At 60.6% G+C, this 26,347-nt stretch carries 23 protein-coding genes; 22 read left to right on the forward strand and 1 reads right to left on the reverse strand.

Annotated elements, in window-relative coordinates; all coding sequences use genetic code 11:
• Positions 1 to 71: 71 nt before the first annotated feature.
• The 22 genes from DBR44_RS04510 (at position 72) to DBR44_RS04615 (ending at position 25,085) form a co-directional block, all read left to right on the forward strand.
• Entirely contained in the window at positions 72 to 605 is a 534-nt protein-coding gene (locus DBR44_RS04510; protein WP_124642455.1) for a DUF5943 domain-containing protein, read from the forward strand.
• Positions 606 to 620: 15 nt separating this feature from the next.
• Positions 621 to 2,681, forward strand: a complete 2,061-nt coding sequence (locus DBR44_RS04515) for an NADH:flavin oxidoreductase (protein ID WP_124642457.1) — start codon at positions 621 to 623, stop codon at positions 2,679 to 2,681.
• 1 nt (position 2,682) lies between these two features.
• Positions 2,683 to 4,572 (forward strand): DUF3483 domain-containing protein, encoded by a 1,890-nt coding sequence (locus tag DBR44_RS04520; RefSeq protein ID WP_124642459.1) that lies wholly within the window; start codon positions 2,683 to 2,685, stop codon positions 4,570 to 4,572.
• 62 nt (positions 4,573 to 4,634) lie between these two features.
• A complete protein-coding gene (locus DBR44_RS04525; RefSeq protein ID WP_124642461.1) occupies positions 4,635 to 5,735 on the forward strand; it encodes an FAD-binding protein in 1,101 nt (366 codons plus the stop codon).
• A gap of 143 nt (positions 5,736 to 5,878) precedes the next feature.
• Positions 5,879 to 6,625 carry an electron transfer flavoprotein subunit beta gene (locus tag DBR44_RS04530; protein ID WP_124642463.1) on the forward strand — a complete coding sequence of 249 codons (747 nt, stop codon included), beginning with the start codon at positions 5,879 to 5,881 and terminating at the stop codon, positions 6,623 to 6,625.
• 72 nt (positions 6,626 to 6,697) lie between these two features.
• Positions 6,698 to 7,972: an SRPBCC family protein gene (locus DBR44_RS04535; RefSeq protein WP_233578361.1), complete on the forward strand. Its 1,275-nt coding sequence runs from the start codon at positions 6,698 to 6,700 to the stop codon at positions 7,970 to 7,972.
• A 154-nt stretch (positions 7,973 to 8,126) separates the two neighbouring features.
• Entirely contained in the window at positions 8,127 to 9,242 is a 1,116-nt protein-coding gene (locus DBR44_RS04540; protein ID WP_124642468.1) for a hybrid-cluster NAD(P)-dependent oxidoreductase, read from the forward strand.
• 89 nt (positions 9,243 to 9,331) lie between these two features.
• The gene (locus tag DBR44_RS04545) at positions 9,332 to 9,667 is read left to right on the forward strand and encodes a hypothetical protein (RefSeq protein WP_124642470.1); all 336 of its coding nucleotides are present in this window, start codon (positions 9,332 to 9,334) and stop codon (positions 9,665 to 9,667) included.
• Between the two features lie 455 nt (positions 9,668 to 10,122).
• On the forward strand, positions 10,123 to 11,172 hold the full coding sequence (locus tag DBR44_RS04550; RefSeq protein ID WP_124642472.1) for a glycine betaine/L-proline ABC transporter ATP-binding protein: 1,050 nt from the start codon (positions 10,123 to 10,125) through the stop codon (positions 11,170 to 11,172).
• An 82-nt stretch (positions 11,173 to 11,254) separates the two neighbouring features.
• Complete coding sequence (locus DBR44_RS04555; protein WP_199730970.1) at positions 11,255 to 12,121, forward strand: proline/glycine betaine ABC transporter permease; 867 nt, start codon at positions 11,255 to 11,257, stop codon at positions 12,119 to 12,121.
• A gap of 96 nt (positions 12,122 to 12,217) precedes the next feature.
• Positions 12,218 to 13,204 (forward strand): GlxA family transcriptional regulator, encoded by a 987-nt coding sequence (locus tag DBR44_RS04560; protein WP_124642474.1) that lies wholly within the window; start codon positions 12,218 to 12,220, stop codon positions 13,202 to 13,204.
• 246 nt (positions 13,205 to 13,450) lie between these two features.
• Positions 13,451 to 14,389, forward strand: coding sequence for a choline ABC transporter substrate-binding protein (locus DBR44_RS04565; RefSeq protein WP_124642476.1), 939 nt, complete (start codon positions 13,451 to 13,453; stop codon positions 14,387 to 14,389).
• Positions 14,390 to 14,648: 259 nt separating this feature from the next.
• On the forward strand, positions 14,649 to 14,921 hold the full coding sequence (locus DBR44_RS04570) for a hypothetical protein (RefSeq protein ID WP_124642478.1): 273 nt from the start codon (positions 14,649 to 14,651) through the stop codon (positions 14,919 to 14,921).
• Positions 14,922 to 15,196: 275 nt separating this feature from the next.
• Complete coding sequence (locus DBR44_RS04575) at positions 15,197 to 15,448, forward strand: hypothetical protein (RefSeq protein ID WP_124642480.1); 252 nt, start codon at positions 15,197 to 15,199, stop codon at positions 15,446 to 15,448.
• Positions 15,449 to 16,310: 862 nt separating this feature from the next.
• Positions 16,311 to 16,970: a hypothetical protein gene (locus DBR44_RS04580; protein WP_124642482.1), complete on the forward strand. Its 660-nt coding sequence runs from the start codon at positions 16,311 to 16,313 to the stop codon at positions 16,968 to 16,970.
• The gene (locus DBR44_RS19595) at positions 16,970 to 17,479 is read left to right on the forward strand and encodes a hypothetical protein (protein WP_199730971.1); all 510 of its coding nucleotides are present in this window, start codon (positions 16,970 to 16,972) and stop codon (positions 17,477 to 17,479) included. The genes DBR44_RS04580 and DBR44_RS19595 overlap by 1 nt, the downstream gene beginning before the upstream one ends.
• On the forward strand, positions 17,464 to 17,778 hold the full coding sequence (locus DBR44_RS04590; protein WP_199730972.1) for a hypothetical protein: 315 nt from the start codon (positions 17,464 to 17,466) through the stop codon (positions 17,776 to 17,778). Before DBR44_RS19595 ends, DBR44_RS04590 begins: the two co-directional genes overlap by 16 nt.
• An 837-nt stretch (positions 17,779 to 18,615) precedes the next feature.
• The gene (fdhA, locus tag DBR44_RS04595) at positions 18,616 to 19,818 is read left to right on the forward strand and encodes a formaldehyde dehydrogenase, glutathione-independent (protein ID WP_124642484.1); all 1,203 of its coding nucleotides are present in this window, start codon (positions 18,616 to 18,618) and stop codon (positions 19,816 to 19,818) included.
• 146 nt (positions 19,819 to 19,964) lie between these two features.
• Positions 19,965 to 20,441: a formate dehydrogenase subunit gamma gene (locus tag DBR44_RS04600; protein ID WP_124642486.1), complete on the forward strand. Its 477-nt coding sequence runs from the start codon at positions 19,965 to 19,967 to the stop codon at positions 20,439 to 20,441.
• The gene (locus DBR44_RS04605; protein WP_124642488.1) at positions 20,435 to 21,994 is read left to right on the forward strand and encodes an NADH-quinone oxidoreductase subunit NuoF; all 1,560 of its coding nucleotides are present in this window, start codon (positions 20,435 to 20,437) and stop codon (positions 21,992 to 21,994) included. Before DBR44_RS04600 ends, DBR44_RS04605 begins: the two co-directional genes overlap by 7 nt.
• Positions 21,991 to 24,861 carry a formate dehydrogenase subunit alpha gene (gene fdhF / locus DBR44_RS04610; protein WP_124642490.1) on the forward strand — a complete coding sequence of 957 codons (2,871 nt, stop codon included), beginning with the start codon at positions 21,991 to 21,993 and terminating at the stop codon, positions 24,859 to 24,861. Before DBR44_RS04605 ends, fdhF begins: the two co-directional genes overlap by 4 nt.
• Positions 24,858 to 25,085 (forward strand): formate dehydrogenase subunit delta, encoded by a 228-nt coding sequence (locus DBR44_RS04615; RefSeq protein ID WP_124642492.1) that lies wholly within the window; start codon positions 24,858 to 24,860, stop codon positions 25,083 to 25,085. Before fdhF ends, DBR44_RS04615 begins: the two co-directional genes overlap by 4 nt.
• Before the next feature lie 105 nt (positions 25,086 to 25,190).
• Here DBR44_RS04615 and DBR44_RS04620 read toward each other — a convergent pair whose 3' ends face one another.
• A complete protein-coding gene (locus tag DBR44_RS04620) occupies positions 25,191 to 26,306 on the reverse strand; it encodes a fimbrial protein (RefSeq protein ID WP_124642494.1) in 1,116 nt (371 codons plus the stop codon).
• Between the last annotated feature and the right edge of the window lie 41 nt (positions 26,307 to 26,347).

Here is a 26,347-nt window from a genome sequence, read left to right on the forward strand (position 1 = left end):
CCGGTGCTGGGCCTGCTGCACCATGCTGGGCAATGGCGGACAAAGTCGCCCATCTTGCTCAGGAGAGTGGCATGCAACCTCAACTTCCCATCGATGTCGATCCGGATTCCGGCGTGTGGAGCACCAATGGCCTGCCCATGCTGTATGTGCCGCGTCATTTCTTCATCAACAACCACCTGGCCATCGAGGCCGCGCTGGGCCGCCGGGTCTATGCCGATTCGCTGTATGAAGCCGGCTACCGTTCTGCCCATTTCTGGTGTGGCAGCGAGGCGCAAACCCATGGCCTGACCGGCATGGCGGTGTTCGAACACTACCTGTCGCGCCTGTCGCAGCGCGGCTGGGGCTTGTTCAGCTTTATCGAAGCGGATGCCGCCACCGGCAATGCCAGCATTCGCCTGGACCACTCCTGTTTCGTGCTGGCGCAGGGCGTGGCCGGTGCGCCGCAGAGCGAACACATGGCCTGCTACCTGTTTGCCGGCTGGTTTGCCGGTGCCATGGACTGGGTGGGCGAAAACCTGGGCCATGACTACCGCACGGTCAGCCGCGAAAGCCAGTGTGCCGGCCTGGGTGCCGATTACTGCATCTTTACCGTTCACCCCTTGTAAGCCGGGAGTCGCCCCATGCGCTATCCGCACCTGTTTGCGCCCATTACCCTGAATAAACTGACGCTGCGCAACCGCGTGGTGAGCACCGCGCATGCCGAGGTGTATGCCGAGCCGGGCGGTCTGCCCGGCGACCGCTATATCCGCTATTACGAAGAAAAGGCCAAGGGCGGCCTGGGGCTCGCCATTTGTGGCGGCTCCAGCCCGGTGTCCATCGACAGCCCGCAAAGCTGGTGGAAATCGGTGAACCTGGCCACCGATGCCGTCATCGACCCGTTGGCGCGGCTGAGCGAGGCCATGCACCGCCACGGTGCCAAGATCATGATCCAGGCCACCCACATGGGCCGCCGTTCCAGCTATTACGGCGAACACTGGCCGCATCTGGTCAGCCCGTCCGGCATTCGCGAACCGGTGCATCGCGGTAATGCCAAGACCATCGAGACACATGAAATCCGCCGCATCATCGCCGATTTCGCCCAGGCTGCGCGCCGGGTGAAGGCGGCCGGCATGGATGGCATCGAAATCTCCGCCGCCCACCAGCATCTGATCGACCAGTTCTGGAGCCCGCGCACCAACTTCCGTACCGACGAATGGGGCGGCAGCTTTGAAAACCGCCTGCGCTTTGGCGTGGAAGTGCTGAATGCCGTGCGCGCCGAAGTAGGGCCGGATTTCTGTGTTGGCTTGCGCATGTGCGGTGACGAATTCCACGAAGACGGCCTCAGCCACGACATGTTGAAAGACATTGCGGCGGCGATGTCGGAAACCGGGCTGATCGACTACCTGTCGGTGGTGGGTTCCGGTGCCGATACCCACAACACCCTGGCCAACTGCATGCCGCCGATGGCCTTGCCGCCGGAGCCCTTCGTGCATCTGGCTGCCGGCATCAAGTCGGTATCCAAGGTGCCGGTGATGCACGCGCAAAGCATTCGCGACCCGGTACAGGCCGAGCGCATTCTGGCCAGCGGCATGGTGGACATGGTGGGCATGACCCGCGCCCATATGGCTGACCCGCATCTGGTGATCAAGATCCGCGATGGCAAGGAAGACCAGATCCGCCAGTGCGTGGGGGCCAACTACTGCATCGACCGCCAGTATCACGGCCAGGACGTGCTGTGCATCCAGAATGCCGCCACCAGCCGCGAAGCCACCATGCCGCACGACATCACCAAGGCGGACAAGCTGCGCAAGGTGGTGGTGGTCGGTGCTGGACCGGCCGGGCTGGAAGCCGCCCGCGTGGCGCGCGAGCGTGGTCACGAGGTGGTGCTGTTCGAGAAGCAACCGCAAGTAGGCGGACAGATCGTGCTGGCCGCCAAGGCACCGCAGCGCGAACAGATGGCCGGCATCGTGCGCTGGCTGGACATGGAAACCCAGCGTCTGGGCGTGGACCGCCGTTTGGGTGTGGCCGCCGATCAGGCGATGATCCTGGCGGAGAAACCCGACATCGTGGTACTGGCCACCGGCGGTATTCCCTATACCAGCCAGGTGCCGGAGTGGGGCGTGGACGAAGGCGTGGCGGTCAGCAGCTGGGACATCCTGTCCGGCAAGGTAGAGCCGGGCAAGAACGTGCTGGTGTATGACGCGGTCAGCACCCAGGCTGGTTTTGGCGTGGCCGACTTCCTGTCCAGCCGTGGCAGCACGGTGGAAATCGTCACCCCGGACGTAAAAGTGGGCGACGACACCGGCGGTACCACTTTCCCGATTTTCTACCGCCGGCTGTACGCGCAGGGCATCATCCCCACCCCCAATTTCTGGCTGGACAAGGTGTATGCCGAGGGCGACAAGAAAATCGCCGTGCTGCGCAATGAATACACCGAGGCGCTGGAAGAACGGGCGGTGGATCAGGTGGTGATCGAAAACGGCATCCTGCCCAATGACAGCCTGTACTGGGACATGAAAGAGCAGTCGAAGAACCAGGGCCAGACCGATGTCCACACCCTGTTTGCCTCGCAGCCGCAGCCCTGTCTGGCAGAGCCGCTGGCGGCGGGCGAGTTCCTGTTGTTCCGGGTGGGCGACTGCATTTCCATGCACAACATCCACGGTGCCATCTACGACGCCCTGCGTCTGGTGAAGGATTTCTGACATGAGCTTCTCCCTTGCCCATGCCCTGACCGGACTGTTCTGGCTGGGTGCACTCCTGCTGCTGGGGGGCCTGGCCAGACGCGCCAGCCTGTGGCAGCAGGGGCGCAGCGCCAGCGTGTCCTGGCTTGGCCTCCTGGCCATGCCCAAGCGCTATTTTGTCGATATCCACCATGTGGTGGCGCGTGAGCCCGCCGTGGCGCGCGCCCACGTGGCCGCTGCCGGTGGCGGCGTGGCCATCCTGCTGCTGTCGGCACTCAACTACGGCCTGATGCTGTACCAGGGCTGGCTGGATGTGCTGCTGGTGCTGATGGCGGCGGTGATGCTGCTGGGCGCGCGCATGATGCAGGCCCGTCGCCTGCAAGCCCCGCCGCGCCTGTCGCAAGGCCGTTGGCAAGTGCTGCCCGCCCGCCTGCGCCTGTTTGCTCTGGGTAGCTTGCTGGCTGCCGGTCTGCTGTTTGCCGGCCCGCAGCTGGGCATGGCCGGTCAGCTGATAGCGGTGGTGGCCCTGCTGATGCTGGTGCTGGGCGGGGCCGAGCTGGCGCTGGGCATCGGCCTGGGTTGGCCGATGAAGCATGCGGTGGCCGGTCTGCTGCATCTCGCCTTTCACCCGCGTGCCGAACGTTTTGCCGGTAAATCCTCCGACCTCAAGCCGCTGAATCTTGCCGCAGGCGAGCTGGGCGTGGCCAAGGTGGAGGACTTCGCCTGGAACCGCCTGCTGTCCTTCGACGCCTGTGTGCAGTGCGGCAAGTGCGAGGCCGCCTGTCCGGCCTATGCCGCCGGTCAGCCGCTCAACCCGAAAAAGCTGATCCAGGACATGGTGGCGGCGCAAAGCCGTGGCACCGACCCGGCCTATGCCGGCAACCCCCATCCGGGGCGCGAGGCGGCGGTGCTGGTGAAGCCGGGTGAGGACATCGTCGGCAGCGTGCTGGCGGCGGAGACACTGTGGTCCTGCACCACCTGCCGCGCCTGCGTGGAAAACTGCCCGATGCTGATCGAGCACGTGGACACCGTGGTCAACCTGCGCCGTCACGTCACTCTTAGCCGTGGCGAAGTGCCGGGGAAGGGCAGCGAGGCGCTGGCCAATCTGCGCAATACCGACACCGTGGGCGGCTACCCGCTGGCGGTGCGTTACCACTGGGCGATTGATCTGGACCTGCCGGTATTGCAGCCCGGCGAACACAGCGACTGGCTGCTCTTGGCCGGTGAGGGGGCCTTCGACATGCGCTACCAGCGTGCGCTGCGCGCCCTGGTGAAAGTACTGAAAGCCGCCGGGGTGAACGTAGCCGTACTGGGCGAAGCCGAGCGCGACTGCGGCGACGTGGCACGGCGTCTGGGTGACGAAGCCGGCTTCCAGCGCCTGGCGCAGGCCAATATCGCCACGCTGCGGCAATACCGCTTTGAGCACATCGTCACCCCGGACCCACACGTATTCCATTGCCTGGCCAATGAATATCCGGCGCTGGGCGGCCAGTTCGAGGTATGGCACCACAGCAAGCTGCTGGAGCACTTGCTGGCCCGCCGCGCCATTCCGCTGAAAGCCGATGCCACACCGTTGCCGCCACTGACTTTCCACGATCCCTGCTATCTGGGCCGTTACAACGATGGCTACAACGCACCGCGCAATGTGCTGAAGGGCATCGGCATCAAGGTGGTGGAGATGCCACGTTCCGGCCGCGATGCCCGCTGCTGCGGCTGGGGCGGTGGTGCGGCCTTTACCGACATCCCCGGCCAGCGCCGCATTCCCGACATGCGCATGGACGACATCCGCGAAACCGGCACTGGCCGGGTGGCGGTGGCCTGTCCCAATTGCACGGCCATGCTGGAAGGTGTGGTAGGCGAGCGGGCGGAGGTGATTGAACTGGCCGAGCTGGTGGCCGAGCGACTGGCCTGAGGCGAGCCGGGGCAGGGTGCTGCTGCACCGCCCGGTTCGACCATCCTTACAAGGAGAATGTGATGGATTTTTCTACCCAGGCCATCCCGCGCGTGGACCCGCGCCGCCCGTGGGTGCTGGGGCCCAGCGGCCTCAAGCGCATCGTGCTGGGCGACGACAGCGGCAGCCGCGATGCCGCGCTGCTGGCCCATGGCCCGGCCCACAAACCATTGCGTAGCGGCGGGCCATTCAGCCAGCGCCTGCTGGTGGTGGCGCATGCCGAACGCGGCCAGCTGGACGATGCCGCCCGCGAGGCGATTGCTGCTGCCGCCATCCTGGCGGGCAAGGACGGCGAAGTGCTGGCCTTGCTGTATGGCATGGAAGACGCCGCACCGGAAGGGCTGGCCGAACTGGCGCTGGACCGGGCACTGACCGTGGCCGACCCCGGCTACGCGCCGGAACAGAAACTGGCGCAGTTGCAGCTGCTCATGCAGCAAGAAGCCCCGCACACCGTGCTATTTGCCGACCGTGGCGAAGATGCCGACCTAGGCCGCCGTTTTGCCTGCCGGGCGCGGCTGTCGGTGGTGACTGATGTGGTGGAAATCGCCACCGATGGCGTGCGCCGCCGCCAGCCCGGTGCCGGCTTCAGCCTGCGTGAACGCGGCCAGGTATTGCTGCTGGCGCGTGGTGTGGCCGAGGCCAAACTGCCGTTTGTCGGCAAGGGCGGGCGGCTGGAAACCGCTGCCTTGCCTGCCATCAGCGAACCGGTGCAGGACCTGGGCAGCGCTGCCAGCCCGGCCTCTGCGCTGGCGCTGGAAGAGGCCGACCTGATTATCTCCGCCGGCAATGGTGTGCGCGATGTGCCGGCTTTCCTGGCGCTGGCCGAAGCCATGGGGGCGGCGGTGGCCGCCTCGCGGGTGGCCGTGGACGATGGCCGCTTCAGTCGCGACAAGCAGGTGGGGGCGACCGGCAAGACGGTGCAGGCCAGCGCCTATATCGCACTGGGCATTTCCGGCGCGGTGCAGCATCTGCAGGGCATCAAGTCCTGCCGCCATGTGATCGCAGTGAACCTGGATGCCGCCGCGCCCATGATCAAGCGTGCCGACCTCAGCATCATCGACGACTGCCAGTCCTTCATCACGGCATTCGATGCACTGGTGCGGCGCGAGCGTAATTTAGTCTGAGGCAAATCTAGCGAGCTAGAGTGAGACAAGGCGAAAACGCATGAGGAAGCGGAGTTTACATGAGCGTAAATGAGCATTCCGCAGGCGTTTTTAACGCGGTATCACTGAAGCGCAGCAGATTTCGGCTTTAAGGAGAAACAGCAATGAAAATAGCCGTCCTGGTTGCCCCCGCCGTACACCCGGTCAGCGGTCGCCCCTGTGCCGGCGAGGCGGATCTGGCTGCACTGGCACTGGCGCAGCGCATTTCTGATCAAGTTGATGTCTGGTACGCCGGCGCTGCCGACGATGCCGCGCTGGCCGACTATCTGGCGCGGGGTGCCACGCATATCCACACCCTGGCACTGGCGGCGGACCGCGAGGTACTGACCGCCTTGGCCGAGGCCTTGCAGGATTACGCCATCGTGCTGTGTGGTGCCCGTGCAGGCGGCGGCGATGGCTCCGGCCTGCTGCCCTATCAGTTGGCCGAGCAACTGGGCCGGGCCTTGCTGCCGGATGTACTGGCCTTGTCGAAATCCGACGCGCAATGGCAGGCCGTGCAGGCCCTGCCCAAGGGGGTGCGGCGCACCTTGCAGGCCAGCCTGCCCTTGGTCGCCAGCGTCAACCCGCGCGCCGCCACTGCGCCGGGCTGGAGTTATGCCAGGCTGCAGCAGGGCAAGATTCGCCGCAAAGCCGCCACGGGCGTGGCTTTGGCCCCGGTGGTGCTGGAGCCGGCCCGCCGCGCGCGGGCGCTGGTGGCCGCCAGCAAGCTCAGTGGCCATGCCCGCATGCAGGGAGCCATTGCCGGGGGCGAGGGCAAGTCTGCCGGGATAGTCGTAAAACAGGGTGATTCTGTCGAGAAAGCGCAAGTTGTGCTGGATTACCTCAGGCAACATCAGCTCGTCGATTTCTGACAACAACCACGCAGCATCCGACCAGCACCCCACCCACCGGCTCGCAGGATGCAAACCAAGACTTGTTTGGAGATGAGTGAAATGCAACAGAGCGCCATTACCTTCCAGCCGGTGCACAAACTGCGCGAGCTGGTCGCCCGCCGCCAGCCGGGCCACAGCCTGGAAGCGCCGTTTTACAATTCGCAGGAAGTGTTCGAGGCCGACCTCAAATACATCTTCCAGCGCCACTGGATCTACGTGGCGGTGGCGGCGGAAATCCCCGAGCCGGGCGACTATGTCACCGTGGAAATCGGCAAGGAACCCATCCTGATCCTGCGTGACGACGACATGCAGATCAAGGCTTTCCACAATGTCTGCCGCCATCGCGGTTCACGTCTGTGTGCCGATGAAAAAGGCTCGGTGGGCAATCTGGTCTGCCCCTATCACCAGTGGACTTACAACCTGGCCGGCAAGCTGATTTTTGCCGACCACATGCCGGAAGGTTTCGACCTGTCGCACCACAGCCTGAAGCCGGTGCATCTGAAAAATCTGGAAGGGCTGTTATTTGTCTGTCTGGCCGACGAGCCGCCGGCCGACATCGACCAGATGCTGGAGCAGATGGGCCCTTATATCGCCCCGCACCAGATCGAAAACACCAAGGTTGCCGCGCAGATTGACATCATCGAGGCCGGCAACTGGAAGCTGACGATGGAGAACAACCGCGAGTGCTACCACTGCACTGGCAACCATCCCGAGCTGACCATCTCGCTATATGCCTACAGCTACGGCTTTGCGCCCAAGGCCGAGCTGGCAGCGGGCCTGGCCAATTACGAAAACATCGTCCAGGACAGCCACGCCCGCTGGGAGTCCTGTGGCCTGCCGTCGGCCGAAATCGAAAAGCTGTCCGATGTCTCCGGCTTCCGCACCATGCGCATGCCGCTGGACCGCAAAGGTCAGTCGCAGACCATGGACACCGGCTCGGCCTGTAAAAAGCTGCTGGGGGATATCCAGGATGCCGATGCCGGTGGCCTGTCGTTCTGGACCCAACCCAACTCCTGGCACCATTTCATGGCCGACCACATCGTCACCTTTACCGTGCTGCCGCTGAGCCCGGACACCACCCTGGTACGTACCAAGTGGCTGGTGCACAAGGATGCGGTGGAAGGCGTGGATTACGACGTGGTCAACCTGACCCGCGTGTGGAACGCCACCAACGGCCAGGACCGCCATCTGGTGGAAGAGTCACAAGTGGGCGTCAATAGCTCGGCTTACCGTCCTGGCCCGTACTCGCCCTATACCGAAGAGTTGGTGGAGAAATTCACCAGCTGGTATGTCGGCCGCCTGGAAGCCGGGCTGGAGCAGGCTTAAGCCCACACTCTGCAGCTCTGCTGCTGCAGATTGCGGGTGCAGCAGGCGATGAACCCTGATTGAGGCAGTAGCGCGGCAGGCCTGCCTGGCCTGCCGTATTCACCATAGCAACAGCCCGCCAACGGGCGATCAGCCAGTCTGCAAAGGAATCGCCATGACCAGCGCAAGCATACCCAGCAGCCCGGACTACCATCCGCAGCCGGCCGATCTGCCGCTGTGGAATCCCGACGAAGACAGCACGCTGCAGTGCGTGCAGGTGCGGGAAGAAACTCACGATGTCAAAACCTTCGTGTTCCGTGCCGATCCGCCGCGCCGCTTTCATTACCAGCCGGGTCAGTTCATCACGCTGGAGCTGGAGATCGACGGCGAAAACATCAACCGCTGCTATACCCTGTCTTCCGCGCCCACCCGGCCGGACCGGGTCAGCATCACCGTCAAGCGCATTCCCGGCGGCGTGGTGTCTGGCTGGCTGCATGACAACCTGCGGCCGGGCATGCAGCTGAATGTGCTGGGGCCGTCTGGCGAGTTCAGCTATGTGCGCCATGCCAGTTCACCCTATCTGTTTCTGTCGGCCGGCAGCGGCATTACCCCGCTGATGGCCATGACCCGTACCCTGACCGATCTGGCCAGCGGCGCGGATATCGTGTTCGTGCACAGTGCCCGCTCGCCACGCGACATCATCTTCCGCAAGGAGCTGGCCCAGCTTGCGAGCAGCCACCCCACCTTCAGCCAGGCGATTGTCTGTGAAAACCGCCAGGGCGAGCCGGAATGGCCGGGCTTTACCGGCCGGCTGGATGCCGCACGGCTGCTGCACATGGTGCCTGACCTGATGGCGCGGCAGGTATTCTGCTGCGGCCCTGCACCGTATATGGCGTCGGTGCGGCAGATGCTGCAGGACTGCGGCTTCGACATGCAGCACTACCACGAGGAAAGCTTCAATTTTGCCGAGCTGAGTGCCGCGCCGCCGGACACCGTGGTAGACGAAATATCAGCCAGTTGCGAAGGCGGCGGCTTCAATGTGCACTTTGCCAAGATGGGTGACGATTTGTCGGTGGCACCAGGACAGACCGTGCTGGCCGCCGCGCTGGCCAAGGGCATGCGCCTGCCGGCGTCCTGCACCCGTGGCGTGTGTGGCACCTGCAAGACCAGACTGCTGGAAGGCAAGGTGGACATGCAGCACGAAGGCGGCATTCGCCAGCGCGAGGTCGATCAGGGCTTTTTCCTGCCTTGCTGCAGCAAGCCGCTGACCGATCTGGTGGTGGATCGCTGAATTTCCCCTGGGCCTGCTCCCCCGGCAGGTTCGCCGTGTGGCTCCCTTGATGCCTGTCTGTCATTCCGATAGCAGGCATTTTTCTTGCTATGACCCATTGGCAGCATGCTGCTGCTGCCTTGTGCCTGCTTGCCGCAGCACTTGCACTGTCTGCGTCGGCGCGTCTTGGCCTGGGTGCTTTGCGCGGTTTTGTCAGCAGCGCTAATCACCTTTTAGCGGGTCAGTTCGCCAATTCGGGGTGTTTGCTGCATTGCGGCAGTGAAAATCACTGGCTGATGGGTGGCGGGAAAAGCAATGTTGCTGTTTTTTTACGACAGCTATCCGTAGTGCTTGATGCTCATCCGGGGGCGGCTAAGGGCCTGATTTTGCTAGCGGGGATAAAGAATTGTCATTTTTCGACCTCATGTCGTTTCAAGACAGCTTGATGTCGGAATGCGGTTATTTTGAATAGCACTAACTCCCTAAGGTGAGCCTTGATTTACATTAAATATTCTTCGAAATCGTCTGCTGCGGCAGTGATGCCTTGCTGGCTGGTGCCAGGCATCTGCTCGCCGCGTTTCGCCCGCTCTCGGCAGCGCCTGCCGCACGGGTGACGGCCATGGGGAATAGACGACAGGCCGGGGGCGCCGGACGCAGCGTGCAATAAGGGCGCTGCAGCGCACACCGGTCTGCCAGGCCAGCCTGGCACGCATGTATGAGATGGCCCGGAGCAAGGCACGACGCATCCGGGTAGACCACAGTACTGGCCGGCAGCAGCGCTGCCGTGCCGGACACGATGGATGACTTCCTGTCGCACAAGATTCCACTACCCCGGACAGCGGTGAATGGAGCAGGCGGCAGGGCAGGGCCAGCGTGCGATCGCTACGAAGGAGAAGAGACAATGCAGTCGGCCAAGATAGTGGTGAAGAACCTCTACAAGGTATTCGGAGGGAAGTCCGCGGACGTCATGCGCATGCTGAAGTCCGGCGAGCACAAGGATGAGATTTTCAAGAAAACCGGCAGCGTCGTGGGGGTCAACGACGTGTCGTTTGCAGTGGAAGAGGGCGAGATATTCGTGCTGATGGGCCTGTCCGGCTCCGGCAAATCTACCTTGATCCGTCTGATCAACCGCCTGATGGACCCGACCGACGGCCAGATCATTCTGGACGGGCAGGACATCACCAAGCTCACGCCCAAGCAGATGGTGGAGCTGCGCCGGCGCGACATGAGCATGGTGTTTCAGAGCTTTGCCCTGATGCCGCACCGCTCGGTACTGGATAACGCGGCTTTCGGCCTGGAGATTTCCGGCGTAGACCGCAAAACCCGCGAAGCGCGTGGCATGGAGGTGCTGGAGCAAGTGGGCCTGGCACCGTTTGCCCACAAGTATCCGCACGAGTTGTCCGGCGGCATGCAGCAGCGGGTTGGCCTGGTGCGGGCACTGGCGGTCAATCCGTCGCTGATGCTGATGGATGAGGCTTTCTCGGCGCTGGACCCGCTCAAGCGCTCGGAAATGCAGGACATTCTGCTCGACCTGCAGCGCGAACAGCGCCGCACTATCTTCTTTGTGTCGCACGATCTGGAAGAAGCCCTGCGCATCGGCACCCGCATCGCCATCATGGAAGGCGGACGGCTGGTGCAGGTGGGCACGCCGCAGCAAATCATCGAAAACCCGGCGGACGACTATGTGCGCAACTTCTTCAAGAGCGTGGACACCTCGCGCTATCTGCAAGCCAAGGACCTGATCGAAGTAGCCAATCCGCCGCACTCCGGCCGGCCTGGTCTGCATGTGCCGCCGTCCTGCAGCCTGCCCGATGTACTGCAGCAGTTGCTGGGGCAGAGCGAACCCTTGCAGGTACGCGACGATCAGGGCCAGTGCCTGGGGCTGATCACGCCCAGCAGCGTACTGAGCAAGATTTCCCAGCACCGCCTGCAAAGCACCGCCACGCATTGAACCCCCGACAACAGGCAGAGCCCGTCGGCACGGTGCCAAGCGCCGGGGCCGCGAGTACGCAGCACCAGAGGAGCAAGCCGCCATGGCTGAGATCAGTACACAAGACATGTTGCCGATTGGCGACTGGGTCAACCAGATCATTCATTTCATGCTGGACCACAACGCCGGTGCCTTCGACGCCATCGGCAACACCATCGACTGGTTTGCCACCATGGTGGAATTCCTGTTGCTGGGCATTCCGCCGGTGGCGATGGGGGCGATTTTTGCCGGGGTCGGTTTCTGGCGGCTGGGCTGGAAGTTCGCCCTGTTCGTCTGTGCCGCGCTGGGGCTGATCTGGGCCACCGGCTTCTGGGGCCAGACCATCGCCACGCTGGCACTGACGCTGTCCGCCACCTGTGTCAGCCTGATGCTGGGGGTGCCGGTAGGCATCTGGTGTGCACGCAACAAGCTGGTGGGCATGCTGGTACGCCCGGTGCTGGACTTCATGCAGACCATGCCGGCCTTTGTTTACCTGATTCCGGCCGCCATGTTCTTTGGCCTGGGACGCGTGCCCGGCATTCTGGCCACGGTGGTGTTTGCCGTGCCGCCCGCCGTGCGCCTGACCAGCCTGGGTATCCGCATGGTGAACAAGGAGCAGGTGGAAGCCGGTCATGCCTTTGGCTGTACTTCCTGGCAGCTGTTGTTCAAGGTGCAGCTGCCCATTGCCCTGCCTTCCATCATGGCCGGGGTCAACCAGACCATCATGATGGCGCTGTCGATGGTGATCATTGCCTCCATGGTGGGGGCGGGCGGCCTGGGTAACGATGTGCTGGCCAGTATTCAGCGGCTGGACGTGGGCCTGGGTTTTGAAAGCGGGCTGGCGGTGGTGCTGCTGGCCATCATTCTGGACCGCATTACCGAGAGTTTCGGCCACACGCCCACCACGCGCGCCGCCGAGCAGGGCAGCTAGACCCTGTGGCAGCAAACAGGCCGGCGGGCAGACCCTGTCCGGCCTGGGAATGACAACACAAAAACCATTCATCACACATCACATGCCGAGGTCACCATGGGTCCGCAACAAATCGCATCGTTGTCGCATATTGGTTTCCTCTTGCTCGACAGGTTTTCCATGATCGCCTTCTCCAATGCTGTGGAGCCGCTGCGCATGGCCAATTATCTGTCACGCAAGAAGTTGTATCGCTGGAGCCTGCTGTCGGCCGATGGTCAGCCGGTAGCCGCCAGCAATGGCCTGGAACTCTCCCCCATCACCGCCCCCGAAGCCCCGCAGCAGTACGACATGCTGATTGTCTGTGGCGGCTGGCAGGTGCGCGAAGCGGTGGACGACAAGGTTGTTTCCGTCATCCGCCGTTTTGCGGCACAGGGTGTGCCGCTGGGGGCCATCTGTACCGGCACCTTCGCCCTGGCCAAGGCCGGGGTGCTCAATGGCTACCGCTGTGCCATCCACTGGGAAAACCTGCTGTCCATCAGCGAGGAATTCCCCAAGACCAAGTTCACTTCCGATCTGTTCGTGCTGGACCGCGATCGCTTTACCTGTAGTGGCGGCACTGCGCCGCTGGATTTCATGTGTCACCTGATCCGCCACAAGGGCGGCAAGAGCCTGGCGGCGGATGTGTCCGAGCAGTTCATCGTCGACCGCCTGCGCGACAATGGCGACCGCCAGCATATTCCGCTGTTGGCGCGCATTGGCACCGGCCATGAAACGCTGGTGGACGCCGCGCTGTCGATGGAAAGCAATATCGAAAATCCGCGTTCGCTGGAAAACCTGGCCGACGAACTGGGCGTGTCCTTGCGCCACCTGGAGCGCCTGTTCAAGCGCTATCTCAATACCACACCGGCGCAGTACTACCTGGATTTGCGCCTGCGCCGCGCGCGAGAACTGTTGCTGCAAACCAATATGAGCGTGATGGAAGTCACCGTGGCCTGTGGCTTTTTGTCCTCCTCGCACTTTTCCAAATCCTATCGCGGTCTGTTCGGCTACCCGCCCAGCCGTGAGCGCCAGCAGTATCTGGTGGACTCCGCCGTCATCGCCTGAGCCGCCGGGCGGCAAAACCGGCAGCTTGTGGTCGCAGCCAGCTCTGTTACTCCTTGCAGGGCTGGCTTTTTTTCTACGGCGTATTCATGCAAGTGGCGGTCGTGCTGGCGCAAGTCCCGCTGCGCCTGCGTGGCACTCTTGGCAGGTGTCGGTTCCATGCCCAAGCTGCGTGGCCGCATGTCCATGCTGTACGCCGAGGCAATCCTGTCGCTGGGTTTATCAAAATACTTATACGGGAGTGGTGTAATGAATATTCGTAACATGATGCTGGGCACAGCCCTGCTGGCCATCGCTGGCAGCGCGCTGGCCAATGATCCGGCGCAATGCCAGAAAGTACGCTTTGCCGACGTGGGCTGGACCGATATCGCCGCCACCACCGGCATGGCCAGCGTGGTACTGGAAGGGCTGGGCTACAAGCCCACCACCACCATTGCCTCGGTGCCGATTACCTTTTCCGGTATCAAGAGCAAGCAGATCGACGTGTTCCTGGGCTACTGGAACCCGTCCATGACCCCGGTGATCGAGCCCTTCGTCAAGGCCGGCCAGATCAAGGTGCTGGATACCCCCAATCTGGTGGGGGCCAAATACACCCTGGCGGTGCCGGACTACGTGGCGGCTGGCGGTCTGAAGGATTTCAAGGACATTGCCAAGTTCAAGGACAAGCTGGGTGGCAAGATCTACGGCATCGAGCCGGGTAACGACGGCAACCTGCTGATCGACGGCATGATCAAGAAAAACCAGTTCAGCCTGGCTGGCTTCAAAATGGTGGAGTCCAGCGAAGCCGGCATGCTGGCCGAGGTGGAGCGTTCCATCCGCCAGAAAAAGTGGGTGGTGTTCCTGGGCTGGGAGCCGCATCCGATGAACGTGAAGTACAAGATGGCCTACCTGACCGGTGGCGACGAGGTGTTCGGCCCCAATCTGGGCGAGGCCAAGGTATTCACCGCCATCAGCCCGGATTACGAAACCCGCTGTCCGAATGTGGGCAAACTGCTGCATAACCTGCATTTCACCACCACCATCGAAAACCGTGTGATGGGCCCGATCATGGACAAGGTCAAGCCGGAAGTTGCGGCGCGTGACTACCTGAAAAAGAACCCGGACATCCTGAAAACCTGGCTGGCTGGTGTCACCACGCTGGATGGCAAGCCTGGCCTGGCTGCGGTGAGCAAGGCACTGGGTCACTGATTTTCATCAGTCCATCCGCCAGTGCAAGGCCCCGACTGAGGTCGGGGCTTTTAAATTGTTGGCACAACATCGCGCTTGCCAGAAGGAAAGTGCAAACCATCATCCGCGTGAGCGGATTCGCAATATAAATCAAAACCAATCGGCCAGAAAAGAAAAGCGCCCAGGATGGGGCGCTGTGAAGGGGTTCAGCTAGGTAAGGTCTGAACAAGTCCCTGCCTTACCGTTAAAATTCATCATCCCACCGCACCGAGGAATGGCGATGAGCAAGCAGCTGAGCTTCACTGATCTCGAACAGTCCACCAAAAAAAAGCAGACCCGCCGGGAAATCTTCCTGACCGAAATGGACAAGGTCATGCCCTGGAACAAGCTCGAAGCTGCTCTCGAACCCTACTATCCCAAGCCAGGCAATGGCCGTCGTCTCTCGCCAGGGATGGAGGTTTCAGTGGAAGTGAAAACCGGTAAGCGGCGTGTGGCGGAGTATTTCCTGAGTTCACTGATGGAATATGGACAGGAGAGTTTAAGGAAGCGATAGTAAAATCATAATGTATCCATGTCATTAGCGTCCTTCTGATTAGTTAATCACTGCCCAGTAAAAATCAGGCCGCATGCGCTACGCACAACAAACCATAAGTTAATTTCTAAGGATAGATTTATTTTCGAAACCGCATTAGTAGTATAAAAAATACTGATTGAAATTTTCCTGCACACTCTGCAAGTTATCATAGTTAAGAGGTGTCATGAATTTTGGTTGGTTGTTTCCCTAATCAACCCAAAACAATATTATCAATAAATGGCAGAGGTAGCTGAATGGCTTCATTGATCTACAATGTATCAAGAGTACTCATGGTGCTCTTCCTTGTTGTGGCACACTATTATCATGCAAAATATAGATATGGGTTGAAGAAAGAAGGGAGGTCAATATTTGATTTTGGCTATACTGATAATTTAATAAATGCAAATCCAGAATTGAAAAAAATTAAAAATATTAGAGATAATTTAATATGGCTTTGTGTTGTTTTTTTGATTATATCAATAGTGTCATATTTCTGTGGGGAATAACAGATGGTACTTACTGTTATAGGGATCGGCTCAAATGCCGGTGGGTTGGAACCGATTTGGTAACCCTGAGGGATCGCGGTCTACCGAACCTTTTCCTACCTTGGTAGTACTCGAAGTATCTTACGCTACCCCAAATTTTCCATCGTACCGGTGCCACCCTTTTCCCCGTCAAGCATGCCGACGGGTGGCTGGGGCGAGGTGTTAAGCGCCTGCTTTGTTTGAGCGATTTGACGTTAGCAAATCGCGAGTTCAGTGTGGGGTGGTAGTTAGTTTGTCACCAGGGAGCGGAGAGGTGCGACCGGCGGAAAGCCTTATGCTGTGGGCTTTTCAGCCAAGATAGCAGCCAAAACGGCTTGCAAAATTTTTGGCAGCGATTGCGAGTAAATGGCAAAAAATTAGCAGCGTTTTGGCACCGAAGTAGCAGTAAACGCGATGAGCTTAGTAAGAATTAACAGCCATTAGATCTGACGCCCAAACCAGACAACACGACCGATTACTGAAAAATCAACGTCAGGGCTGTTCATGTCTATCTCAAACGGATCGTAGGCTTCGTTGGCGCTCAGAACCCGCAGCTTCGCTCCCGGTACCGGCAGCACGCAAAGCCCTGAAGTCCGCATCCGTCGCACCCATTAGCCTGATCGGCACTACAACTAGCGGAAGTAATCAACTCACCGCCGCCAGTACCACCGCTGGGCTGATTGCGAATGGCACCTATATCACAGGCGCGGGCATTCCGGCCGGTACGTATATCACGGCGATCAATGGAACCACGCTGACACTCTCGGCCAACGCGACAGCGTCAGCTGCAGGGGTTGCGCTTACGGCCTATACCCTCAACAACCGCACGACATCAGCAGATGCGGTGACGGTGACGGACGGGGCCAGCTACAAGACGCTGCTCAATGTCAGCGTGACCGGCAACATCGGCACGGTCGGTGCCAACGGACTCGATACTGGTGTGCTGGCGGCGAGTACCTGGTACTACGAGTTTGTCATCTACAACCCGACGATTGCTACTACGGCCAAGCTCTACTCGTTGTCTCTTTCTGCCCCAACACTGCCGGCTGGGTACACGATGTTTGCACGGACAGGTTCGGTACGCACGGATGCGAACAAGATCCTGATGTACACGCTGCAGATTGATCGACGCTCACAATATGTCGTTGCCTTGGGCACTAACGTAGCTGCATTACCGCTGATGGCGAGCGGTACTGCCGGTAGCGTCTCAACTCCAACCTATGTAGGCATCGCCACAGCTAACTTTGTGCCGACTACTGCATCTCGTATTCAGGTCTCTGGCGGTAGCGTCACTGGTAACCAGCCGGTTATATGCGGTCCAAACGTCGCATATGGTGCATCTGGCTCACAAACCGCGCCACCTCTTGATAACAACGTAGCGGGCGGTCCGTATACAGCTGTGCGAGTGACGGTCGAGTTTGCTCTCGAATCCTTGAATATCTACTGGGCATCATATGGCTCCGGTGGGTACATCCAATGCCTCGGTTGGGAGGACAGCATCTAATGAGTTACTGCTACAGCAACGACGGCCAATCCATGCGAGCTGTTGATCTGGATTATCAGGCTCAGGACGGCGAGGTGGTTTTCGACCATTACGCGACCGATGACGAGTTGAATGCCGCATTACCCGGTCGCATAGGCCAGCGTTTGATCAACCTGCACACTAGCCACCTTGGTGAAATCAACGCCCATGCGGCCAAACTTTTGGCCACCTTGTCTGCCAACTACCCTGAAGGAGAGGTGCAAAGCTGGAGTCAGCAGACTAAGGAAGCCGACGCGCTGGCGGCTAATCCCGATGCACCCACGCCGCTACTGTCGGCTATCGCCACCGCGCGCGGCCTGAGCGTGGGGGATCTGGCCATGCGGGTGCACGCCAAGGCAAATGCTTACGCGCGCGCCAGTGGCCAAATCATCGGTCAGCGCCAGGCGATGGAGGATGCACTGTTGGCTATCGATTTGAGCGCCAAGGATGCAGTGGCGCAGATGGAGGCAGTGCAATGGCCCACCGCTTGATCCTGCTTGGTCTATGGCTTGCCTCGCTGCTGGCGGTGGCTCTGGCTTTGGCCATGTCGCTACTGCAACTGCTCGCCGGTAACCGTCGTGCGGTGCGAGTGTTTGTCGGGGCTGACCAGACGCTGAATGCCGCTATTGGAGGTAGTGAGGACGAGACCATTAGCTCACGGGCGGGCAAAGGAGCCAAGCGCGGCATCTGGCGCTACTGCCTGCTATGCCGACTGCTGGATAGGGTCGATCCGGGGCACTGCGATCGCAGCATTGAGCCGGACGAGGGAGGGCCGTTACCGAAGCCATAGATAGAGCAGTGGAGAGGCAGCGGCCTGGAGGGTGTTAGAGCAACCTTTGCTGGCTTCTGAATGGAGGGGGTAGACATCAAGTACAGCACTGCCAACACTCATGGCGGACCGGAAACCAGTTGGGAGCTGGTGATTACGAACTGGGAACCGGAGGAGCTGGGGAGCCTGTTCTAGCCCCAAAGTCAAAGCCCCGCATTAAGGCGGGGCTAGTGACAATTAAAGTGCAAATCCGGTGCGGCTTGGTGTTAGGCTGCGGTGCCAAAACTAGCGCGAACTGGTGCCAAAATGCGCGCCGCGTTACATTCAGGCGCGCCTCGCACCGGACGGGTCCTGGCGGGCAGCCGCAGGCCATGCTTGCTGGGTGGCTTTTAGGGATGAAAGGGATCTTTGGCCAAGCAAAGATCCCTTTCCCGTCTGCCGCGCGGAAGCGGCATGTCAATCATCATCCGCGTGAGCGGATGCCAGATGTTTAAATGGTTTGGTCGTTACTGCGAGATAAACGTATTGCGATGGCCGAGGTGAGGTATGAAGCACCTGCCTGTCTGAGCAATTTGACCTTAGCAAGTCCCGCGTTCAGGCGTGTCCCGACATCAGTCGGGGTCTTGTGCATTGCGGCATTCGGCTGCTGCCGGTTCTGTGCATAAAACCCCATGATTACACAGGTTTTTTGCCGTACTGGCGGCGGAAGCAATCAGACGTTATCCATTGCAAAGCTGTCGTATTTGTTCAAGTCCTGCCGCGTGTGCGCCTTTACCGTAGGGTGGGTGCTGGCCGCTGTTGCCAATACCTCCCCCGGAGCGGGGTGCGCTCCGATGTGGTAGCAGTGAGGAGACAACAATGACGGGAAACCGCGGAGTCGTTTATGTAGGGCCTGGCCAGGTGGAAGTGCAGCACATCCCCTTTCCGGAACTGGTATCACCCCTGGGGCGCAAACTGGGCCACGGGGTGATTCTGAAAGTGCTGAGCACCAATATCTGCGGTTCGGACCAGCATATGGTGCGCGGCCGTACCACCGCGCCTTCCGGCCTGGTGCTGGGCCATGAAATCACCGGCGAGGTGATCGAACTGGGCAGCGATGTGGAAACCCTGCACAAGGGCGACATCGTGTCGGTGCCGTTCAACGTGGCTTGCGGTCGCTGCCGCTGCTGCAAGGAGCAGAATACCGGCGTGTGCCTGTCGGTAAACCCGTCCCGCGCCGGTGGTGCTTATGGCTATGTCGACATGGGCGGCTGGGTGGGAGGCCAGGCCGAGTACGTGATGGTGCCGTATGCCGACTTCAATCTGCTGAAATTCCCCGACCGCGATCAGGCCATGGCCAAGATTCGCGATCTCACCTGCTTGTCCGACATTCTGCCTACCGGTTATCACGGTGCGGTGTCGGCGGGTGTCGGCCCCGGCAGCACGGTGTATGTGGCCGGAGCCGGTCCGGTGGGGCTGGCGGCGGCGGCTTCCGCCCGTTTGCTGGGTGCGGCGGTGGTGATTGTGGGGGATGTGAACCCGGCGCGGCTGGTGCATGCGCGGGCGGTGGGCTTTGAAACGGCCGACCTGTCGCAGGACGCCACGCTGGCCGAGCAGATTGCCGCCATTCTCGGGGTGCCGGAAGTTGACTGTGCCATCGATGCTGTCGGTTTCGAAGCGCGTGGCCATGGCCATGCCGGTTCGCAGCACGAGGCCCCGGCCACCGTGCTCAATTCGCTGATGGAAGTCACCCGTGAAGCCGGCCGCATCGGTATTCCCGGCCTCTATGTCACCGATGATCCGGGTGCGAAAGACGAAGCTGCCCGCCGTGGCAGCCTGTCGGTGCGGCTGGGTCTGGGCTGGGCCAAGTCGCATACTTTCTTTACCGGCCAGACCCCGGTGATGAAGTACAACCGTGCGCTGATGCAGGCCATTCTGTGGGATCGCATCAATATCGCCGAAGTGGTGGGTGTGGAGCTGATCACGCTGGATCAGGCCCCGCAGGGCTACGCGGCTTTTGATGGCGGTGCACCGAAGAAATTCGTCATCGATCCGCATCTGCAATTGCTCAGCGCCGCCTGAGCCTGGCCTCACCATTAAGGAGTAGCTGCCCGGCTGGCGTTTAACGCCAATTGGGCATTGCAGTGTGCTGCCGGACGGCGCAATCTTGCCGTCTGGCAGTCAAACAGCATGTTCGCAAGCAAGGCTCACGCGCAGGACCCTACAGCATGACTACCCAAGAACAAGAGATTCTCAGCCAGCTGCTGCAGCAATACCGGGATCTGCCCGGTGCCCTGCTGCCGCTGCTGCACGCCATACAGGATGCCATCGGCCATGTGTCGGACGACGCCGTGCCGGCCATCGCCCGCACGCTGAACCAGAGTCAGGCCGAGGTGCGAGGCGTCATCAGCTTCTATCACGATTTCCGTACCACTCCGCCGGCGGCACACAGCCTGCGCCTGTGCCGTGCCGAGGCCTGCCAGAGCATGGGCTCGGAAGCGCTGGCGGCCCAGCTGCGCGCGCAACTGGGCGTGGACGACCACGGCCACACTGCCGATGGCCAGCTTGAGTTGCGCCCGGTCTATTGCCTGGGTGCCTGTGCCTGTGCGCCAGCCTTGCAGCTGGATGGCCAGCTGCATGCGCGCGTCACCCCGGAAAAACTCAGCGCGCTGCTGGCATCCTGTAGCAAGGAGGGGCAATGCTGACCCTGTATATCCCGATGGATTCGGTGGCCTGCGCCGTGGGCGCAGATGCCGTCGCCGCCGAGTTCGCCGCTGAAGCGGCGCGGCGCAAGCTCGACATCAACATCATCCGCACCAGCTCGCGCGGTCTGTTCTGGCTGGAGCCTCTGCTGGAAGTAGACACCCCGCAAGGCCGCGCCGGCTATCGCGAAGTCAGCCCGGAGCAGGTGGCCAGCCTGCTGGATGCGGACTTGGCGGCCAATGGCGAACATCTGCTGTCGGTGGGGCTGGTGGAACAGCTGCCCTATCTGAAAAGCCAGCAGCGCCTGCTGTTTGCCCGTGCCGGCATCACCAGCCCGCTGTCGCTGGAGCACTACCTGGCCCATGGCGGCTATCAGGGGCTGCAACACGCTGCGCGGCTGAGCCATGACGAAATCGTGGCCGAGGTGCTGGAATCCGGCCTGCGTGGCCGTGGCGGTGCGGCTTTCCCGGCCGGCATCAAGTGGCGCACCGTGCGTCAGGCCCAGGCCGAACAAAAATACGTGGTGTGCAATGCCGACGAGGGTGATTCCGGCAGCTTTGCCGACCGCATGCTGATGGAGGGCGACCCCTTCCTGCTGATCGAAGGCATGACCATTGCCGGGCTGGCGGTGGGGGCTAGCCGTGGCTATATCTATGTGCGCTCCGAATACGCGCCGGCCATTGCCGTTCTGCGTCAGGCCATAGATATTGCTCGCGCCCATGGCTATCTGGGTGAGGATGTCGCCCACGGCGGCCATGATTTTGATATCGAAGTGCGCGAAGGTGCCGGGGCCTATATCTGCGGCGAGGAAACCTCGCTGCTGGAATCGGTGGAAGGCCGTCGTGGCACGGTGCGCGCCAAGCCGCCACTACCTGCCTTGCACGGCTTGTTCGGCCAGCCCACGCTGGTGCACAACGTGCTGTCGCTGGCCTCGGTGCCGCTGATCCTGTCACGCGGTGCCGCCTGGTATCGCAATTTCGGCATGGGCCGCTCACTGGGCACCATGGCTTTCCAATTGGCCGGCAATGTACGGCGTGGCGGGCTGGTGGAGCGCGCATTTGGTTTGACCTTGCGCGAGCTGGTGTTTGATTACGGCGGCGGTACCGCCAGCGGCAAGCAGGTAAAAGCGGTGCAGCTGGGCGGCCCGCTGGGCGCGTGGATTCCACCTTCGCAGTTTGATACCCCGCTGGATTACGAAGCACTGGCCGCCATCGGTGCCATGCTGGGTCATGGTGGTGCGGTGCTGTGTGATGACAGCCTGCACCTGGGGCAGATGGCGCGTTTTGCCATGCAGTTCTGCGCCGAGGAGTCCTGCGGCAAATGCACGCCCTGCCGTATCGGCTCCACCCGTGGGGTGGAAGTCATCGAGCGCCTGCTGGCCGCGCCAGATGCGGCCGAGCGCCAGCGTCAGCGCGCACTGCTGGATGATTTGTGCGACACCATGCAATACGGCTCCTTGTGCGCGCTGGGCGGCATGACCCCCTTCCCGGTACAAAGTGCCATGCGTCATTTCCCGGCCGACTTTGGGCTGGAATCTCAGGAGAAAGCACGATGAGCTGCCAATGCGGAGCAGGTGCATCCTGCAACAAGGACATGGGTACGCCGGCACGCCCCGGCGAGGCCAGCATCACCCTCACCATCGACGGTCAGAACATCAGCGTGCCAGCCGGCAGCTCGGTGATGCACGCGGCAGCGCTGCTGGATACCGCCATTCCCAAGCTGTGCGCCACCGACAGCCTGGAGCCATTCGGCTCCTGTCGCATGTGCATGGTGGAAATCGACGGCCATCGCGGCTATCCGGCCTCCTGTACCACCCCGGTCACGCCCGGCATGGTGGTGCGCACCCAGAGTGAAAAGCTGGCCAAGCTGCGCCGGGGCGTGATGGAGCTGTATATCTCAGATCATCCGCTGGATTGCCTCACCTGCAGTGCCAATGGCAATTGCGAACTGCAAACCGTGGCCGGGCAGGTGGGCCTGCGTGAAGTGCGCTACGGTATGGACGGGGCCAACCATCTGCAGGAGCAGAAAGACGTTTCCAACCCTTATTTTGATTACGACCCGTCCAAGTGCATCGTCTGCAACCGCTGCGTGCGCGCCTGTGAAGAAACCCAGGGCACTTTTGCGCTGACCATTGCCGGCCGCGGTTTTGAATCCCGCGTCAGCCCGGCGGGTGGGACGGATTTTCTCGGTTCGGAATGTGTGTCCTGCGGGGCCTGCGTACAAGCCTGCCCCACCGCCACGCTGATGGAAAAGAGCGTCATCCAGTGGGGCCAGCCGGAACGCAGCGTCATCACTACCTGTGCCTATTGCGGCGTGGGCTGCTCCTTCCGTGCCGAACTCAAGGGCAACCAGCTGCTGCGCATGGTGCCGGACAAGAACGGCCAGGCCAATCACGGCCATTCCTGCGTCAAGGGCCGTTTTGCCTGGGGCTATGCCACCCACCCGGACCGCATCACCAAGCCGATGATACGCCGCAGCATCGACGAGCCGTGGCAGGAAGTCAGCTGGGAAGTGGCGCTGAACCATGCCGCCAGCGAATTCCGCCGCATCCAGCAAAAATATGGCCGCGATGCGGTGGGTGGCATCACCTCCAGCCGCTGCACCAATGAAGAAACCTATCTGGTGCAAAAACTGGTGCGCGCCGCCTTTGGCAACAACAATGTTGATACCTGCGCCCGCGTCTGCCATTCGCCCACCGGCTATGGCCTGAAGCAGACGCTGGGTGAATCGGCCGGTACCCAGAGCTTCGACTCGGTGATGCAGGCCGATGTGGTGCTGGTGATCGGGGCCAACCCCAGCGACGCTCACCCGGTGTTTGCTTCTCAGCTCAAGCGCCGCCTGCGTCAGGGCGCGCAGCTGATTGTCATCGACCCGCGCCGCATCGACCTGGTGGACGCCATCCATGCCCGCGCCGCCCATCATCTGGCGCTGCGCCCCGGCACCAATGTGGCCATGCTCAATGCGCTGGCCCATGTCATCATCACCGAAGGGCTGCTGGACGAAGACTTTGTCGCCGCCCGCTGCGATAGCGAAGCCTTTGGCCACTGGCGGCACTTTGTCGCCCAGCCGGAACACGCACCAGAGGCAATGGCCGACGTGTGCGGCGTGGCGGCAGACGACATCCGCGCCGCTGCCCGTCTGTATGCCAGCGCCGGCAATGCCGCCATCTATTACGGCCTGGGCGTCACCGAACACAGCCAGGGCAGCACCGCCGTGATGGCGATTGCCAATCTGGCCATGGCTACCGGTAATATTGGCCGCGAAGGTGTGGGGGTGAATCCGCTGCGTGGCCAGAACAATGTGCAGGGCTCCTGCGATATGGGCAGCTTCCCGCACGAATTCCCCGGCTACCGCCATGTGTCGGACGACGTGGTGCGCGCCCAGTTTGAACAGGCCTGGGGCGTGTCGCTGCACAACGAGCCCGGCCTGCGCATTCCCAATATGTTTGAGGCCGCGCTGGATGGTAGCTTCAAGGCGCTGTACTGCCAGGGGGAGGACATCGCGCAGAGCGACCCCAACACCCAGCATGTCACCGCCGCCTTGTCCGCCATGGAGTGCGTGGTGGTACAGGATATTTTCCTTAACGAAACCGCCAAGTTCGCCCATGTGTTTTTGCCGGGCAGCTCCTTCCTGGAAAAGGACGGCACCTTCACCAATGCCGAACGCCGCATCTCGCGCGTGCGCAAGGTGATGGACTCGCTGGGCGGCAAGGCCGACTGGGAAGTCACCGTGGCGCTGGCCCAGTCACTGGGTTATGCCATGGACTACACTCATCCGTCGCAAATCATGGACGAAATCGCCCGCCTGACGCCCACCTTCAGTGGTGTCAGCTATACCGCGCTGGAGCGCCACGGCAGCCTGCAATGGCCGTGCAATGCGGCAGCGCCGGACGGCACGGTCACCATGCATATCGGCGAATTCGTGCGCGGCAAGGGCCGCTTCATGATTACCCGCTATGTCCCCACCGAAGAGCGCGTCAACGGCCGCTTCCCGCTGCTGCTCACCACCGGGCGCATTCTCAGCCAGTACAATGTCGGCGCGCAGACCCGCCGCACCGACAACGTGGCCTGGCACGAGGAAGACCGGCTGGAGATTCACCCGGCAGATGCGGAAAATCGTGGCATTGTCGATGGCGACTGGGTGGGTGTGGCCAGCCGTGCCGGCCAGACCGTGCTGCGCGCCAAGGTAAGCGAGCGGGTGGCCGCCGGGGTGGTGTACACCACCTTCCATTTCCCGGAGTCCGGGGCCAATGTCATCACGACGGATAATTCAGACTGGGCGACCAACTGCCCGGAATACAAGGTGACGGCAGTGGAAATCATCAAGGTCAACCAGCCGTCGGAATGGCAGCAGCGCTACCGCCACTTCAGCCGTCAGCAACAGGAACTGCTGCGGCAGGGGCGTGGGGAGAGCGTGCAATGAACCCGCTACAACTGGTGAAGATGGCCAATCAGATCAGCGATTTTTTCAGCGCCGATTGCAGTGAGGAAGAAGCCGCAGCGGAAATCGCCAGCCATCTGCAGCGCTTCTGGGCGCCAGCCATGCGCCAGCGCCTGGCGCAGGCCGTGGAGCAGGGGGAAGCCGGAGAGCTGCGTCCGGCGGCCTGCCTGGCGGTACAGAAATTATCCTTTCCAGTGGATGAGTAGCAATGGACAAATGGGCAGATGACACATCTCAGGGGGCATGACGGCAGAGGCTGTCATGAACATCCCCAAGACATTGAATATCATCACCTGATGCAACACTGTTTTTCACTGGTAGGACATGGTGAAGGTGGCAATGGCCCTGATTGTTCCAACATTAATGTCTGATGTCCGAATGTAATTGGCAGTCATCGGAATAATCTGATTACCTGACATATTATTCCCTATCAGGAATTGATTTGTATTTCCTGCCATGCTGCTGTCGGGTCCGAGTGAAATCGGTAGGCCATTTTTCCTGATTTGAATACCTAGGCCTTGGGCGCTAGAGTCATTTGTCGCAGAAATAATATCCGATGTTGAAGTAGGTGCACTGTTGTCCGTTATTGTCATATATGTATTGACGGGGCTGGGGCAGTTGATCGATATGTTGAATGGTGTAGTACCATTTGTTGTGCCAGTACTGGGGAATTGGGATGGCAGCATATTGGGGAGTTGAACATTAATATTGCTGGTGTTCAGAGTGCAGCTGGTGGTCTGTATCTTTATTGTTGTTGGTGATGTATATAATCTCTGGACGTGTGAGAATGCACCGGTTGTTGAGTTGTAACTATACATCCAATCTGCTCCATTGATCAGATATGTCTGAGGGATATTAATTTCACCACTATTTGTAGTTAAGTTGTATCGGATGAGTCGGGCGCGATATATGGTATTAAAATTACCGTTATTTGTTATGGGTAAGTTGACTCTGGTATATCCATTTCGTAATGGTACTGGGCCGGTTCCTGATTCTATATTTTGTACTGACATGATTATCCCAATCCCGCTGACAAAGGGGTAGATGTCATATGACATGCCGTTGTCGTTATAGCTTGGATTCGTACTGCCGCCTCCAGCAAGAGTGGCCTGATAGTTAATGTTATTTCCTGATATTGCTTTGCAGCCAGTATATGATAGTGCGCTCACACTGAACCAGTCTGTAACCGGTGTGATCGTGGGGGTATTGGCAGGTAGCGTTGCAATATTGATCGTGGCCGGTAGATTCAATGTTATGTTGAGCGTGCCGCCACCGGTACAATTAGGGTAGCTCGAATTGTCGGCATGCGCAGTGCTGATGCCGAAAGTGGTGATGAATATAATGGCGAATATTATATTGTAGATTATTCGTGTGTTAAGAGTGTGTCTAATATATTTCATTTTCGCCTTTCTATTTTGTGATTTCATATAATTTCTAAGAATTTCGCAGTCTAGATTAATTTTTTTCT

It is taken from the genome of Aquitalea sp. FJL05, assembly GCF_003852595.1.
GTDB classification, from domain to species: Bacteria; Pseudomonadota; Gammaproteobacteria; order Burkholderiales; family Chromobacteriaceae; genus Aquitalea; species Aquitalea aquatilis.